14 protein-coding genes, 1 pseudogene and 1 riboswitch are annotated in these 15,371 nt (G+C 68.0%); of the genes and pseudogenes, 9 read left to right on the plus strand and 6 right to left on the minus strand.

Annotated elements, in window-relative coordinates:
* From ALA01S_RS34505 to ribA, 5 genes are all read left to right on the plus strand, one after another.
* Positions 1–194 (plus strand): hypothetical protein (locus ALA01S_RS34505; RefSeq protein WP_218011540.1); only part of this gene is annotated, 194 nt, incomplete at its 5' end.
* Positions 191–1,528, plus strand: coding sequence for a flavin-dependent monooxygenase QhpG (qhpG, locus tag ALA01S_RS27590; RefSeq protein ID WP_066342481.1), 1,338 nt, complete (start codon positions 191–193; stop codon positions 1,526–1,528). The genes ALA01S_RS34505 and qhpG, both read left to right, overlap by 4 nt.
* A 126-nt stretch (positions 1,529–1,654) precedes the next feature.
* Positions 1,655–3,379 carry an AMP-binding protein gene (locus ALA01S_RS27595; RefSeq protein ID WP_066342482.1) on the plus strand — a complete coding sequence of 575 codons (1,725 nt, stop codon included), beginning with the start codon at positions 1,655–1,657 and terminating at the stop codon, positions 3,377–3,379.
* A gap of 91 nt (positions 3,380–3,470) precedes the next feature.
* A riboswitch (FMN riboswitch) is annotated at positions 3,471–3,628 on the plus strand.
* A gap of 88 nt (positions 3,629–3,716) precedes the next feature.
* Positions 3,717–4,211: a 6,7-dimethyl-8-ribityllumazine synthase gene (locus ALA01S_RS27600; protein WP_066342483.1), complete on the plus strand. Its 495-nt coding sequence runs from the start codon at positions 3,717–3,719 to the stop codon at positions 4,209–4,211.
* Positions 4,212–4,228: 17 nt separating this feature from the next.
* A complete protein-coding gene (gene ribA, locus ALA01S_RS27605) occupies positions 4,229–4,852 on the plus strand; it encodes a GTP cyclohydrolase II (RefSeq protein ID WP_066342484.1) in 624 nt (207 codons plus the stop codon).
* A 70-nt stretch (positions 4,853–4,922) separates the two neighbouring features.
* On the opposite strand, the gene ALA01S_RS27610 is transcribed toward ribA, so the two are convergent.
* Positions 4,923–5,207, minus strand: a complete 285-nt coding sequence (locus tag ALA01S_RS27610; RefSeq protein ID WP_066342485.1) for a CBU_0592 family membrane protein — start codon at positions 5,205–5,207, stop codon at positions 4,923–4,925.
* 614 nt (positions 5,208–5,821) lie between these two features.
* On the opposite strand from ALA01S_RS27610, the gene ALA01S_RS27615 reads away from it, so the two are divergent.
* On the plus strand, positions 5,822–6,712 hold the full coding sequence (locus ALA01S_RS27615) for a glycine betaine ABC transporter substrate-binding protein (RefSeq protein ID WP_238455981.1): 891 nt from the start codon (positions 5,822–5,824) through the stop codon (positions 6,710–6,712).
* A 507-nt stretch (positions 6,713–7,219) separates the two neighbouring features.
* On the opposite strand, the gene ALA01S_RS27620 is transcribed toward ALA01S_RS27615, so the two are convergent.
* From ALA01S_RS27620 to ALA01S_RS27640, 5 genes are all read right to left on the minus strand, one after another.
* A complete protein-coding gene (locus ALA01S_RS27620) occupies positions 7,220–8,089 on the minus strand; it encodes an ABC transporter permease (protein WP_066342487.1) in 870 nt (289 codons plus the stop codon).
* Positions 8,079–9,125 (minus strand): quaternary amine ABC transporter ATP-binding protein, encoded by a 1,047-nt coding sequence (locus ALA01S_RS27625; protein ID WP_066342488.1) that lies wholly within the window; start codon positions 9,123–9,125, stop codon positions 8,079–8,081. The genes ALA01S_RS27620 and ALA01S_RS27625 overlap by 11 nt, the downstream gene beginning before the upstream one ends.
* A gap of 63 nt (positions 9,126–9,188) precedes the next feature.
* On the minus strand, positions 9,189–10,292 hold the full coding sequence (locus ALA01S_RS27630) for an FAD-binding oxidoreductase (RefSeq protein ID WP_066342489.1): 1,104 nt from the start codon (positions 10,290–10,292) through the stop codon (positions 9,189–9,191).
* A 59-nt stretch (positions 10,293–10,351) separates the two neighbouring features.
* On the minus strand, positions 10,352–11,647 hold the full coding sequence (locus tag ALA01S_RS27635; RefSeq protein ID WP_066342490.1) for an aromatic ring-hydroxylating oxygenase subunit alpha: 1,296 nt from the start codon (positions 11,645–11,647) through the stop codon (positions 10,352–10,354).
* 165 nt (positions 11,648–11,812) lie between these two features.
* Positions 11,813–12,751, minus strand: coding sequence for a porin (locus ALA01S_RS27640; RefSeq protein ID WP_238455982.1), 939 nt, complete (start codon positions 12,749–12,751; stop codon positions 11,813–11,815).
* A gap of 264 nt (positions 12,752–13,015) precedes the next feature.
* Between ALA01S_RS27640 and ALA01S_RS27645 the strand changes: the two genes are divergently transcribed.
* The 3 genes and pseudogenes from ALA01S_RS27645 to ALA01S_RS27655 form a co-directional block, all read left to right on the plus strand.
* Complete coding sequence (locus ALA01S_RS27645; protein WP_066342492.1) at positions 13,016–13,522, plus strand: prolyl-tRNA synthetase associated domain-containing protein; 507 nt, start codon at positions 13,016–13,018, stop codon at positions 13,520–13,522.
* A 294-nt stretch (positions 13,523–13,816) separates the two neighbouring features.
* Positions 13,817–15,097 carry a serine hydroxymethyltransferase gene (glyA, locus tag ALA01S_RS27650; protein ID WP_066342493.1) on the plus strand — a complete coding sequence of 427 codons (1,281 nt, stop codon included), beginning with the start codon at positions 13,817–13,819 and terminating at the stop codon, positions 15,095–15,097.
* Between the two features lie 29 nt (positions 15,098–15,126).
* Positions 15,127–15,371, plus strand: a pseudogene (locus ALA01S_RS27655) (membrane dipeptidase); the annotation flags it as partial.

Raw genomic sequence — 15,371 nt, forward strand, 5'->3', positions numbered from 1 at the left:
GCCGTTACGTTTTCCCCGGACAGCAGTGCGCCTGCGCGGGAATGACGAAGCAGGGGGCGCGGTGCCTTTGCTGGCAGGAGGCCAAGTTCCGCAGAGCAATCCCCGGACAGCAGCTCGTCCGCGCGGACATGACGAATTGGGCAGCGCTGCACCGCCGCCTCAGGGCTGACAGGAAAAGGAAGAAGCCGCAATGACGACCACCACCGTCTCCCCCATCGCCCTCCTGGGCGCCGGCCCCGCCGCGCTGGCGCTGGCCATCGTGCTCAAGCGCGCCGGGCATCAGCCGCTGGTGCTGGGCCGCCCGCGCCCAAGGCCGGCCACGGAAGGGCTGTCCTGGCGCGTTGCCCAGGGGTTTGAGCAGCTCGGCTGCCGCACGGCCTTGTCGCTGCTGAAGGCGCCGTGGCGGCGCGTGTCCGCCTGGGCCGGGACCACCGTGGAGATGAACGGCGAGTTCGTCGTCGAACGCCAGGCGCTGGACGCGGCGCTGTGGGAGGACGCGCGCCGGGCCGGCGTCGCCCTGCAGCCGGCGCTGGTGCGCGAGGTGGAGCACCGGGGCGAAGGCGGCTGGCGCATCCACTGGGAAGACGCCAGGGGCGGCTCCCACGTCACCCGCGCCGGCTTCGTCGTGGAAAGCCGCGGCCGCGGCGCGCCCAAGTGGGCCGCGGACCAGGCTGCCGCCGCGCCGCGGGTGGCCCTGTGCCGCGCCTTCACCGGCGCGCGGCGCGGGCGGCGCACGACCTTCACCGAGTCCTTCGAGCAGGGCTGGGCCTGGGGCACGCTGGATGCGGCAGGGGCCGCGCAGGTGCAGCTCGTCCTGCACCCGGACACGCTCAAGGCCCACGGCGGCGACGTGGACGCCGCGCATGCGGCCGGCATGCATCAGCTCCCGATGTGCACGGCGCTGCTTGGGCCCTCGCTGCAGCCCGCGGGCGGCACCGCCGTGCGCGGCATCCAGGCCGTGCTGCGCGGCGGCACCTGCCTGGAGGACGGGCTGCGCCTGGGCGATGCGGCCTACGGCAGCGACCCGCTCTCCGGCCACGGCATGTTCGAGGCCGTCTCCGGCGCCCTGGCCGCCGCGCCCACGCTGCGCACGCTGCTGGAGCGCCCGGCCGACGCGCAGGCCGCGCGCGAGTTCTACGCGGCGCGGGCGCGGGAGGTGTTCGCGCAGCGGCTGCAGGCCGCGCGCACGCACTACGCCGGCGAGACGCGCTGGCCGCATGCGCCGTTCTGGCAGGCCCTGCAGGCCGGCGCGGCGGCGCTGGTGCCCGTGGCCCAACCGCAGGCCGCCGCCATAGCGGCGCGGCCCGTGGTCGAAAACGGCTTCATCGTCCGCCGCCGCGTGGTGCTGGCGCCGGGCCACCCGCGCGGCGTGCGCTTCATCGACGGCGTGGACTTGCCCGCGCTGCACGACGCGCTGCGCGGCGGGGCGCCGGCCCCGTCCATGGAGACCTTGGCCGCGCAACTTCATCAACCCCCCGGCGCCGTGCACGGCGCGCTGCGCTGGCTGCAGGCGCAGCGGCTGGCCTGAGCGGCGCGCGGCCGCGCCGGCTGGCGCCGCAACACGCTGGCACCTTTTGCAACCTGATAGGCAACAACGGCAGCCTTGCGGCGGCTACCTTCGCTGGCTGCCAAGCGAGGCGTCACAGGAGACAAGATGAACGAAAAAGATCAATCGCGGCTTGGGGTTGTGCCCGTGGGCGGCCTCTCGCACGTGGTGGGGGAAACCGGCGTGCCGCTGTCCACGGCCACCATCGCCGGCCTGCTGGCGGACACGGCAACCCGCTGGCCCAGCCGGCCGGCCGTGGTCTTTCGCGAGCAGGGCATACGCTGGACGTGGGCGCAGTTCCAGGCCGAGGTGGACCGCCTGGCCGCCGGGCTGCTGGCGCTGGGCCTGCAGCGCGGCGACCGCGTGGGCATCTGGTCTCCGAATCGCTTCGAGTGGCTGACCACGCAGTTCGCCACGGCGCGCGTGGGTGTCATCCTGGTCAACATCAATCCGGCCTACCGGCTGTCGGAGCTGGAGTACGCGCTCAACGCCTCCGGCTGCCGTGCCATCGTGACCGCGCGGCAACTGCGCAGCTCGGACTACCTGGGCATGCTGCAGACGCTCGCGCCGGAGCTGGCGCAGTGCGCGCCGGGGCAGTCGAAGGCGGCGCGGCTGCCGCATCTGGAGTTCGTCATCCGCATGGGCGAGGAGCGCACGCCCGGCATGCTGAGCTACGCCGAGGTGCTGGAGCGGGGCCGGGGCGTCGGTGCGGCCCAGTTGGAGGCGCGCAGCGCGGCGCTGGGCTGCTTCGATGCCATCAACATCCAGTTCACCAGCGGCACCACCGGCAACCCCAAGGGCGCCACGCTCACGCACCACAACGTGGTCAACAACGCGCGCTTCGTGGCGCAGGCCATGAGCTTCAGCGAGCAGGATTCGCTGTGCATCCCCGTGCCGCTCTACCACTGCTTCGGCATGGTGCTGGCGGTGCTCGCCTGCGTGGCCACGGGGGCGCAGATGGTCTTCCCCGGCGAGGTGTTCGACCCCGTGGCCACGCTCTCGGCCGTGGCCGAGGAGCGCTGCACCGCGCTGCACGGCGTGCCCACCATGTTCATCGCCGAGCTGGACCATGCGGACTTCGCCACCTTCGACCTGAGTTGCCTGCGCACGGGGATCATGGCCGGCTCGCCTTGTCCCATCGAGACCATGAAGCGCGTGGTCGCGCAGATGCACATGCGCGAGGTCACCATCGCCTACGGCATGACGGAGACCAGCCCCGTTTCCTTCCAAAGCTCGGCGCAGGACGACCTGCAGCACCGCGTCACCACCGTGGGCCGCATACAGCCGCACCTGGAAGCCAAGGTGGTGGACGGCGTGGGCGAGCCCGTGCCCGTGGGCGAGAAGGGCGAGCTTTGGGTGCGCGGCTACTCGGTGATGAAGGGCTACTGGGGCGACGAGCAGAAGACGCGGCTGGCCGTGACCGACGGCTGGATGCACACCGGCGACCTCGCCACGCTGGACGCCGACGGCTACTGCAACATCGTCGGCCGCGTGAAGGACATGCTCATACGCGGCGGCGAGAACATCTATCCGCGCGAGATCGAGGAGTTCCTCTTCCGCCACCCCAAGGTGCAGTCGGTGCAGGTGTTCGGGGTGCCCGACGCCAAGTACGGCGAGGAGGTGTGCGCCTGGATCGTGCTCAAGCCGGGCGAGGCCTGCACCGAGGACGAGATACGCGCCTTCTGCCGCGAGCAGATCGCCCACTACAAGGTGCCGCGCTACGTGCGCTTCGTCCCGGAGATGCCCATGACCATCACCGGCAAAGCCCAGAAGTTCGTGATGCGCGAGCGCATGGTCCAGGAGTTGGGACTGCAGGCGGCCAGGACGGCCTGAGCGGCGCTTTTTTGCGCCGCCCTTCATGGCCCGCGCAACCACCGGGAATTCCCCTGCTTCTAAAATCGGCTGGCCGGCCCGCGAGGGCTGGCAGCGTTCTCAGGGCGGGGTGGAACTCCCCACCGGCGGTATCCGTGGCTTGACCACGGGAGCCCGCGAGCGCCTGGTGCCGTTAGTTCGGTGCCGGGGTCAGCAGACCTGGTGAGAGGCCAGGGCCGACGGTCACAGTCCGGATGAAAGAGATCGCGTTGCCGTGGCGGCTGGCTCATGTTTTGGGCTACCGTCGTGTGTTCGCGTGCTTGCGCCCTGATTCTGGCAATCCACTGACGTTCGGACCATGAATCAGACTCTCTCCCGTTCTTCCTCCTCCGCCACCGGCCTGCGCATCGCGGTCGTGAGCGCCTCCTGGCACCGCGACATCGTCGAGCGTGCGCACGAGGGCATCAACGCCGAGTTGGCCCGCCAGGGCCTGGACGCCGGCTCCACGCTCACGCACTTCGCCGTGCCGGGTGCCTTCGAAATCCCGCTGCATGCCAAGAAGCTGGCCGAAAGCGGCACCTTCGACGCCGTGATCGCCTGCGGGCTGATCGTCAACGGCGGCATCTACCGGCACGAGTTCGTGACCAGCGCCGTCATCGACGGCCTGATGCGCGTGCAGCTCGACACCGGCGTGCCCGTGTTCTCCGCCGTGCTCACGCCGCGCGACTTCCACGACCACGAGGAGCACCGCGCCTTCTTCACCGCCCATTTCGTGAAGAAGGGCGAGGAAGTCGCCAGCGCCTGCCTGGCCACGCTGCAAAGCCTGCGCCGGCTCGACGCCCTGGCGCGCTGAACGGAGGCGGGCATGCCATGAAGTCCGATCCGCTTTCCCTGCTCATGCCTCACGTCGAGCGCGGGCCCAGTGCCCGCCTGCCCACGCCGCACGGCGAATTCGATCTCGAAACCTGGCAGGACCATAGCGCCGGCGTGGAGCACCTGGTCATACGCAAGGGCGATCTTGCCGGCGCGCACGGCGTGCTGGTGCGCGTGCACTCCGAGTGCCTGACCGGCGACATGCTGGGCTCGCTGCGCTGCGACTGCGGTCCGCAACTGCAGCTCGCGCTGCAGCGCATCCAGGCGGCCGGCCAGGGCGCCGTGGTCTACATGCGCGGCCACGAAGGCCGCGGCATAGGCCTGGCGCAAAAGCTGCGCGCCTACGCGCTGCAGGACCAGGGCCTGGACACCGTGGACGCCAACCTGGCGCTGGGCCATCCGGTGGATGCGCGGCGCTACGAGGCGGCCGCGGCCATCCTGAAGACCCTTGGCGTGGCCTCCATACGGCTCATGAGCAACAACCCGCTCAAGCTGCTGGCGCTGCGCGAGCACGGTGTTCAGGTGCTCGACCGCGAGCCCCACGAGACCGACGCCCAGCCGCACAACTCGGCCTACCTCGCCACCAAGCGCGAGCGCTTGGGCCACCTGCTGGGCGACTGAGGCCTTCCAGCGGCTTTCGGCCGCGCTCCCCGGCTGCCCTGGGCGGCCGGGGCAGTCAGGCGGCCGGTCTTCAGCGGCTGGCGGAGGACTCTCCGTCAGCCTGCCGGCGCTGGCCGCGCCGGTAGCGCCACCAGCCCAGCAGCGTCAGGCCCAGCCAGAAGCATTGCGTCAGGAACGAGGCGAGGTTGAAGGAGCCGGCCAGCGAAATGAGGATGCAAGTGGGCCCCACGACGTTGAGCACCACCACCATGTGGCTGGCGGGCGGGCGGTGCAGCAGTTGCACGCAAAAGTGCGCAGCCACGTAGGCGACCACGCCAACAAGGCCGACGAGATCGAGAAGCCCCAGGGAAATCATTCAAAAAAAACTACAGCAAGGATGTGGTTGCCATCCCGTAGCAGGCGCTGCGCCTGCGCTCGCGCTACGGGCGGCGTGAGCCGCACATTGTCGGCGCTGCGGGGCCTTGCGGGCCAGCATGCCGTGTGCGGCGCACGTTCTGTGGTTGATGCCGGTCAAGCTGCCGGCTTGGCTGACAGGACAGCCCTTCGCGCGGGACGGCACCGCGGAGGCCAGAGCGAGGCGGCTTGGTGTTCCGGTGAAAATCCATGTCGCATTTGGGCAAGTCCGCGACGCACGGCGTGCCAGAGTGGCAGTGCAGCCCGGGCACGGCGGCTTTGAGCCGCATGCCTTGGCCCATGCATTTCGCAGCCGGCGTGCACCGGCACGGCCTGCCCCCTGCGGGCCTTTGAGGCGCCGCATCGCAGCCCATGGCACAGGCGCCGGTGAAGCTCGTGCCCAGCGGGCGCGGCATTTTCTTGCGCAGAAATCTCCCGTGCAAACTACGTTGCAAGCTCAACGAAAGCGGAATGTCGGCTTGCGACATCTCCGCGTCGCCGCGGTAGAAGTCGCCTGGGGGCCGGCGCAATAACGTCCAGCCAGTGTTCTCCACCCACCGTAAAGGGAGCCTGACCGTGACGATCGATACAAAGTCCATGAGCCGCCGCCATTTCATTGCCGGCGCAACCGCAGCCGTCGCCCTGGGCGGCACGTCGCTGGGCGCAATGGCCGAGAGCAAGCCGCTGCGCATCGGCTGGACGGCATGGTCCGACGCCGAAGTGACCACGCAAATCGCCAAGCTGCTGCTGGAGCAGCGCCTTGGGCAGCGCGTGGAGCTGGTGATGACGGACGTTGCGCTGCAGTACGCCGCGCTGCAGCGTGGCCAGATCGACCTCATGCTCATGGCCTGGCTGCCCGGCACGCACAAGAGCTACTACGAGAAGGTCAAGGACGACGTCGAGAACCTCGGCCCCATCTACACCGACGCCAAGCTGGGCTGGGCGGTGCCGGACGACATTCCCGTGTCGCAGCTTCGCACCATCGAGGACTTGAACAAGCCCGAGGTCAAGGAGAAGCTGGGGGGGCGCATCCAGGGCATCGATGCGGGCGCGGGGCTGATGAAGCTCTCCGATGCCGCGATCAAGACCTACGGCCTGGACTACAAGCTGCTCACCGCTTCCGATGCGGCCATGGTGACCTCGCTGGACCGCGCGATCCAGCGCAAGCAGTGGATCGTGGTGACGACCTGGTCGCCGCACTGGATGTTCTCGCAATACAAGCTGCGCTACCTGGAAGATCCCAAGGGCGCGCTGGGCGGCGTGGAGTCCATTCACGGGCTGGCGCGCAAGGGCTTCAGCGCCGATTTCCCCAAGGCGGCCGCCTTCATCCGCAACTACAAGCTCCCGCTGGCCGACCTGGAGGCCGTGATGCTCAAGGCCCGCGACAGCAGCGCGGCCAAGGAAGCCGCGGCCTACGTCGCCTCTCACGGCCCGTTGGTGGACCGCTGGCTGGCCAACTCCCTGTGAGCCGAACGGCTTGACATCGGCACGGGCGTGCGACGCACGCCCGCTGCTGGATCCTCTGTCCCTCCCGCCTTCCTTCCCACGCCACGCCGGCGCTTGCCGGCGTGGCGTGCGGCCTTGATCGCCAGCTCGGCGAAACTCCCTCCACAGGCACGGGCCGATGACGGCCCACCCACAGCACGCTGCAGCTTGCGCAGGCACGGCCTGCCCAAGGGCCATCATCGACCCCGGTAGCAATCCCGTAGCAGTCGGGCTGCATGGTGGAAATGGATCGTGCGAGCCGCGTTACGGGTCGAGCGACATACCCCACGGGCTGGGGCGGTTGATAAAGGCGTTGCCGGCAACGCAGGCAACGCAGGCAATCCAGGCGATTCCCTCGCACGCTGATGGCCGCATTGAAGGCGGGTGTACGGCGTCGGTTCGGCGTCGATCGCGCAAGCCGCAAAGCAAAAGCGCCCGCGGGTGCTTTTGCTTTCAGGCGTGCACTGGCGGGCCGAAGCCCGCCTGGCTTCAGGCTTCCTGATGCCGGCTGCCGAAGCTCTCGGTGAGGCGGTCCAGGATGATGGCCAGCAGCACCACCGACAGGCCGCTCTCGAAGCCCAGGCCGATGTCCAGGCGCTGGATGCTGGCGAGCACGTCGTTGCCCAGGCCGCCGGCACCCACCATGGAGGCGATGATGACCATGGACAGCGCCATCATGATGGTCTGGTTCACGCCGGCCATGATGGTGGGCAGCGCGATGGGCAGTTGCACCTTCCACAACAGTTGCATCGAGGTGCAGCCGAAGGCCTGGCCGGCCTCCACCTGCTCGCCATTGACCTGGCGGATGCCCAGCGCCGTCAGGCGCACCACGGGCGGCATGGCGAACACCACGGTGGCCAGGATGCCCGGCACGCGGCCCAGGCCGAACACCATCGCGGCGGGGATCAGGTAGACGAAGGCCGGCATGGTCTGCATGAAGTCCAGCACCGGGCGCAGCAGGGCGTTGAAGCGGTCGCTGCGCGCGCTCAGGATGCCCAGCGGCACGCCGACGATGAGGCTGATGATGGTGGCCGAGAACACCAGGGCCAGCGTGACCATGGTCTGGTCCCAGAAGCCGGTGATGCGGATGACCAGCAGGCTCAGCAGCGCGAACAGGCCAAAGCGCCATTTCAGCCGCCACACGCCCACCGCCACCACCACCAGCATCACCAGCCAGGACGGAATGGCGAGAAAGGCCGATTCGATGTGGCCCGCGAAGTTCTCGACCACCGCGCCCACGGCGTCGAAAACACCGGCACCATGGGCCAGCAGCGTCTTGACGCCATCGTTGACCATCGCGCCCAAGGGCAGCACGCTCTTGTCGTTGCCCAGGATATCGTTGAGAAAATCAGCCGGCATGGCGGGTACTCGCGATCTTGAGAAGAAGGCTCTTGGGCGTGATGCAGCCCACGAGGCGCTCGGCGTCGTCGAAGACGCTCACGGGTTGATCCAGGCCAAGCACGGTACGCAAGGCATCGGGCAAAGTGGTAGTTGCCGCAAGCCTGTTCGCTCGATTGGCGGCAACAAAGTCCGGCGGGGGCGGCACGCTGTCCACGAGGTCCGCGGCGGTGAGGTAGCGCGAGGTGTCCACGCCCTTGAAGAAGCGGCGCACGTAGTCGTTGGCCGGGCGGGTCACGATCTCGTGCGGCGTGCCTTCCTGCACCAGGTTGCCGCCTTCCATGATGGCGATGCGCGAGCCGATCTTGAGCGCCTCTTCCAGGTCGTGCGAGACGAAGAAGATGGTGCGGCGGTGTTCGCGCTGCAGCTCCAGCATGAGGTCCTGCATCTCGGTGCGCTTGAGCGGGTCCAGCGCCGAGAAGGCCTCGTCCATGAGCAGGATGTCCGGGTCCACGGCCAGGGCCCGGGCCAGGCCCACGCGCTGCTGCATGCCGCCGGACAGTTGCCGGGGAAACTTCTGCGCATAAGCTTTCAGGCCCACCTGCTCCAGTGCCTGCATCACCTTGTCGCGGTACTGCCGTGCGTTGTCGCCGGCAATCTCCAGGCCGAAGGCCACGTTGTCGAAGACGGTGCGGTGCGGCATCAGCGCAAAGCTCTGGAACACCATGGCGATGCGCTTGCGGCGCCAGCGCAGCAGGTCGGCCATGGGCATTCTGGCCACGTCCTCGCCGTCGATGTTGATGGCGCCCGCCGTGGGCTCTACCAGGCGGTTGATCAGGCGGATAAGCGTGGACTTGCCGGAGCCCGACAGGCCCATGAGCACGTAGATGTCGCCGGCTTGGACGTCGAAGCTGATTTTGTTGACGCCGACCACTTGGCCCGTGCGCTGGAAAATCTCGTCCTTGCTTTGGCCTTGGCGCAGCATTTCAAGCGCGGCGTCAGGCTTGTTGCCGAAGACCTTGGTCAGTTCGCGTATCTGGATTTTCGGTCTGGACATGCGCGGCTCCTGGGCGGTGGTGGATGAAGAATTTGTATTCATTGGAAGTGGGCCCTGGCCGGGCTAGCGGTCCAGCTCGACGTCGCTCAGCGGCTTGCTGCAGCACGGCAGCATCCAGCCTTGAGCCACCTCGCGCGGACGCAGGCCGCCGCCTTGTTTCATCTCCACCTCGCCCGCGAGCTTGCGCGTGCGGCAAGTGCCGCATACGCCGCTGGAGCAGGAGAAGGGCCAGCGAATGCCGGCGCGCTGCGCGGCCTTGAGCAGTGTCTCGTCAGCGCCGCACTCGAAGCGCTCGCCGCGCGTCTTGAGCGTGATGGCGAAGCGCTTGGCCCCGGTGGAGATAGGCTGGGTCTGTGCGGCAGCCGGTGCGTCGGCCGCCGGCGTCTCGAAGTTGAAACTTTCCTCGTGGTAGCGGCTCATGTCGAAGCCGGCTTCCGCCAGCATGCCGCGCACCGCCGCCATGAAAGGCGCCGGCCCGCAGCACCACACCTCGCGTTCCAGCAGGTCAGGCACTTGCGCGCGCAACAAGGGCAGGCTCAGCCGCCCAAGCAGGCCGCTGTAGCCCGGCGTGTCGCCACGGCCCTCGCACACCATGGTGGCCCGCCAGCGCGGCAGCGAGCGGGCCAGCAGCTTCAGCTCGTCGGCAAAGACGATGTCCTGCGGCGTGCGCGCGGCGTGCATGAACTGCACGTCCGCGTCCAGGCCCAGGTCGGCCCAGGCGCGGGACATGGACATCAGCGGCGTGATGCCGCTGCCGCCTGAGAGGTACAGCTGCCCGCGCGCCGGCACCTTCACCGGCCCGGCCGGGAAGCAGAAGCTGCCTGCCGGGCCGGTGGCCGACAGCCGCGTGCCCGGCTTCACATGGTCGTGCAGCCAGTTGGACACCTTGCCGCCCGGTACCCGCTTGACCGTGATCATCAGCGTGTCCGGCCGCGTTGGGCTGGAGCACAAGGTGTAGCAGCGGTTGAGGTGCTCGCCCGCGATGTCCAGGCGCAGCGTGATGAACTGTCCCGGGCGGTAGCGGAAACTGCGAGCCTGCAGCGGGCGCAGCACGAAGCTGCGCACGTCGTGGGTCTCGTCGCGCACCCTCACGCATTCGAGCCATTCGTCGTCGCCGCCCCAGGCGGGCGGCGGCGCTTCGGCCAGGTCGGAGTAGGAGACTGTCATGGGCTGGGCGCTCCGGGGTCAGTACGGAAAACAGGCGGCCGCGGTGCTGGCCTGAAGCTTCAGCGCCCGCCGCTCACGCCGGCACGCATGCGGTCGACGTACCAGGTGCAGAAGGCTTCCACCAGGCTTTCGGTGAAGGGCGAGTAGGGGCCGGGCTCATAAGCCTTGCTGGCCGCGCCGGCGTGGGAGAACTCCACCAGGCGGCGGTCCTGGTCGTTGGTGGCGTTCCACACGGCGGTGAGGTTGGCCACGTCGTAGTCCACGCCTTCGACGGCGTCCTTGTGCACGCACCAGGTGGTGCGCACCATCGTGCGGCCGGCGCTCAGCGGGATCACGGAGAAGCTCACCACGTGGTCGCTCATGAAGTGGTGCCACGAGTTGGGCTGCGTCCAGAAAGACAGGCCGCCCAGCGACTTCTCCGTGAACTGGTCGCTCAGCAGCTTCTTGCAGGCCACCTCGGTGTTCATGGTCTGCGACTCGCCGGCGCGGTCCATCGGCAAACGCTGGGTGCGGAAGCCCGTGACGCGCGTGTCCAGCTCCTCGATGCGCGCGCTGGGCAGGCCCATGGCTTCCCAGCGGGCGTGGCTGTCCTTGACGATCTGCTCGAAGCGCGCGATGCCTTCGGCGTTCTGCGGGCCGGGCTGGGCGCCAAAGCCGTGTTCGTACAGCGAAATGGTCAGCTCGGGATGGTTGCCCACGCAGTGGTAGCACTCGCGGTTGTTCTCCATCGTGAGCTTCCAGTTGCCCTCCTCGATGAGCTCCACTTGCGCGGCGACCTTGCACTCGTTGAGCTTGTGCGGCGCCAGGTAGGGGCGCATGCGGGCGGCAACTTCCTCGAAGTCCGCCGGCGGCTCATCGGCCAGGCAGATGAAGAGCAGGCCTTCCAGGTTGCGCAGGTGCACCTTGTGCAAGCTGTGCTGCTCGCGCAGGAAGGTGTCGCCCATGTGGTCGGCGTGGATGAGCTTGCCTTCGAGGTCGTAGGTCCACTGGTGGTAGGGGCAGACGATGTTGCCCAGGCTGCCCTGGTGCTCGTCGCACAGGCGCGAGCCGCGGTGGCGGCACACGTTGTGGAAGGCCTTGAGGTTCATGTCATCGTCGCGGACGATGAGAATGGAGTCCTGGCCCACGTCCACCGTGATGAAATCGCCCGCCTCGGCCACCTGCGGCGCCACGGCCACGAAAATCCAGTGCCGGCCGAAGACGTACTCCATGTCGGCCTTGAAAATCTCCTCGCTCAGGTAGAACGGAGCTTCCAGGCTGTAACCGGCGCGGCGGCGCTCCAGCAGGGCGCTGAGCTGCGCCTGGACGTCGGTGGCGCGGGGATGCAGGGTGACGGTGGAGGTCTGGGTGGTCATGTTGGGATCCTTGGAACGCTGGGGTTGGCCTCGTAAGGGGGCTGTGTCAGCTACCGCGCTTGCCGCCTCAGTGAAGCCATTGTTTGGTGAGCAGCCGCTGCGACCTTGCGTGCGTCGGACGTGGATTTGTCCGGAAGCGACATACGCGGCGGCGGGAAAATGGCGTCAGAACGAGTGCGCCACGCCGACGCCGTACACGTTGGCGCTGTCGCTCACGAACTTCTTGTGGGCGAGATCTGCATAAACGCTGGTGCGCTTGGACAGGGCGTAGATCACCCCGGTGCCCAGCACCTTTTCGGCTTTCACGCCGTCCACGTCCACTTGGCCCCAGCCGCCGTTGAGCGTCCAGCTGCCCACGGTGTACTGCGCGCCCAGGGTGAGGGCCTTGGCCTTGGAGGTGTTGTCCGGCGTCTTGCTCACGTCGTAGGCGCCCATCAGCGCCAGCGAGCCGATGCGGCCCTTGAGGCCAAAGAACGTGTCGGAGGCGCCCGCGCTGTTCTTCTCCCGCGACACCATGGCCGTGACGGGGCCGGCCGCGTATTTCAAGGCCCCGCCCAGCGGGCGCCTGGTGTCGCCATCGCGCTTTTCCGGAGAGCCGCTCACGTGCAGCGAGAAGCCGCCAATCACCGGCGAGTCGTAGAAAAGGGCGTTGTCAATGCGCCCATACTCCGCCTTGCCGCCGTTGGCCTTGGGATCGGAGGGATAGTTGTAGTGCCACAGGTCCCACGCAGGCGACGCGATGCGGTCGAAGTAGTACCAGGGGTCGAAGTTCCAGTCGTTGGCGTACAGCGCGTCCAGCGCACGGCCCGCCTTGATGGAGCCGAAAGCGCCTTTCACGCCGACCGTGGACTCGCCATGCCAGAACGGCTTGCTCTTGGCCGGCGCATCCTCCAGCGCACCCGTGTCCAGATCGAAGCGGGTGGACAGGGTGAAGAACGCGGACAGGCCCCCACCCAGGTCTTCCGTGCCCGTGAAAGCCAGGTTGCTGCGCTGAATGGTGCCGACGTTCCAGGTCTTGGCGGCATCGCGGTAGACGCCGATGTCGACCATGCCGCCAATGTTGACGGACGATTGCGCGAGCACCGGCATGGACAGTGCAGGCAACAGGAGTGCCGCAAGACGCGGCCGGAAACGCAGATGGTGCATGGGTGAAGCCTCATTGTTTGAACAGGCCTCGTTACTCTGGCAACGTGTAGGTATGCCCCTTGCCAATAAACGACGAGAAATGTCCTGTTACCGAAAGTGGGCTTTCCATCCCGTGTGATTTGCACGCCCCTCTTGTTGCAGTGCGGCAAGGCATGTCGCTATCGGCATGGAACATGGCGGTTTTCGGCAAGCCGGCAGGAACCGTGTTCCTATGCTGGCGGCATGACGACCGACGTGATGACCAGCCCCTCGCAAGAGCTGCTCCTGCTGCTGGACAGGAACCAACTGCGCTACGACATCGTCGAGCACGAGCCGGTGTTCACCATTGCCGACGCGCTGGCGGCCACGCCGGCGCTGGACGGCATCAAGACCAAGAACGTGTTCCTGCGCGACGCCAAGGGCGCACGCCACTTCCTGGTCATCGTGCCTCACGACGTGAGGCTGGACCTGCCGGCGCTGGCAACCACGCTGGGCACCTCCAAGCTCAGCATGGGCTCGGCCGACCGGCTGCAGCGCGTGCTGGGCATCACACCCGGCGCGGTCAGCGTCTTTTGCCTCGTCAACGACAAGGACCGTGCCGTCGAGCTGGTCATCGACGAGCGCGTGTGGCAGGCCGAAAAGGTGCAGGCGCATCCTTTGCGCAACACGGCCACGGTGGCCATGGACAGGCAGTCCCTGGCCGGCTTCCTGGCCCTGACCCGGCACGTGCCCACCATCGTCCAGGCCTGACGGAGTCTCCATCCTCGGCGTGCGCGAGGTTGCGGCGCCGGCGTCCTTGACGCCGGCGCCGCTTTCTTTTGGGCCTGTCGCTTTATGGCCAATCCGCCTGCATGTCAGGGCGAACCCGGCATGTCGGTTTTGAGCAAGTGCATGTCCGTGCCGCACAAGCCGCGCAGGCGTCCGGCTCGAAGAATGCAGCCATCAAGCAATCGACATGCAACGGCTGCTTGCAGCGCCCGGCAAGCGCGCCTGAAGCGCACCGGCCTACCGATTTACCCGCCGACCCACCGCCATTCCAAGCACATGAACACGACATCCTTCTTCGCCGACCCGCTGACCCAGGCCGACCCGCGGGTGGCCAAGGCGCTTGGGCAGGAGCTCATGCGACAGCAGGCGCAGATCGAGCTCATCGCCTCCGAGAACATCGTGTCCCGCGCGGTGCTGCAGGCGCAGGGCTCGGTATTCACCAACAAGTACGCCGAGGGCTACCCGGGCAAGCGCTACTACGGCGGCTGCGAGTACGCCGACGTGGTCGAATCGCTGGCCATTGACCGCCTGTGCACGCTGTTCGGCGCGCGCTTCGCCAACGTGCAGCCCCACTCCGGCGCGCAGGCCAACACGGCCGTGATGCTGGCCCTGGTCAAGCCCGGCGACACCGTGCTGGGCATGGCCCTCTCCGCCGGCGGCCACCTCACGCACGGCGCCAAGCCCGCGCTGTCGGGCAAGTGGTTCAACGCCGTGCAGTACGGCGTGCGCCAGGAGGACAGCCTCATCGACTACGACGAGGTCGAGCGCCTGGCCAAGGAGCACCGCCCCAAGCTGATCATCGCCGGCTTCTCCGCCTACCCGCGCGTCATCGACTGGGCGCGCTTCCGTGCCATCGCCGACGAGGTGGGCGCGCTGCTCATGGTGGACATGGCCCACGTGGCCGGCCTGGTGGCCGCGGGCGTCTACCCCAGCCCCGTGCCGCACGCCCACGTCACCACCAGCACCACGCACAAGACGCTGCGCGGCCCGCGCGGCGGCGTGATCCTCACCAACGACGAGGACATTGCCAAGAAGGTCAACGCCGCCGTCTTCCCCGGCGCGCAGGGCGGCCCGCTCATGCACGTGATCGCGGCCAAGGCCGTGGCCTTCGGCGAGGCGCTGCAGCCCGCCTTCCAGGACTACGCCCGCCAAGTCGTTGCCAACGCAAAGGCCATGGGCGAGACGCTGCGCCAGGGCGGGCTGGACCTCGTGACCGGCGGCACCGACAACCACCTGCTGCTGGTGGACCTGCGCCCGCTGGGCCTCAAGGGCAACCAGACCGAAGTGGCGCTGGAGCGCGCGGGCATCACCTGCAACAAGAACGGCATCCCCTTCGACACCGAGAAGCCCACCATCACCTCCGGCATCCGCGTGGGCACCGCCGCCATCACCACGCGCGGCATGCAGGAGGAAGACTGCCGCGAAGTGGCGCGAATGATCCTCGACGTGATGCAGGCCCTGCGCAAGCACCCCGAGGGCGACGCCAAGGTCGAAATGCTGGTGCGCGAACAGGTGCAGTCCTTCATGGCCCGTTTCCCCATCTACGCCGACCGCTGAAGCCTCCTCAACGACACAGGATGCAAGACATGAACTCCATACACGCCAACGCTACCGTCATCGACGGCCTCATCATCGCCAAATGGGGCCGGCCGGTGTTCGAGGACATGCGCAAGGGCGGCCTCAGCGCCGCCAACTGCACGGTCTCCGTCTGGGAGGACTTCAAGGGCACGGTGCACAACATCGCGCAGATGAAGTCGATGATCCGCGAGAACGCCGACCTGATCACGCTGGTGCGCAGCACCCGCGACATCGAGCAGGCCAAGCTGGAGCG

It is taken from the genome of Azohydromonas lata NBRC 102462 (genome assembly GCF_001571085.1).
In the GTDB taxonomy this organism is placed as follows: Bacteria; Pseudomonadota; Gammaproteobacteria; order Burkholderiales; family Burkholderiaceae_C; genus Azohydromonas; species Azohydromonas lata.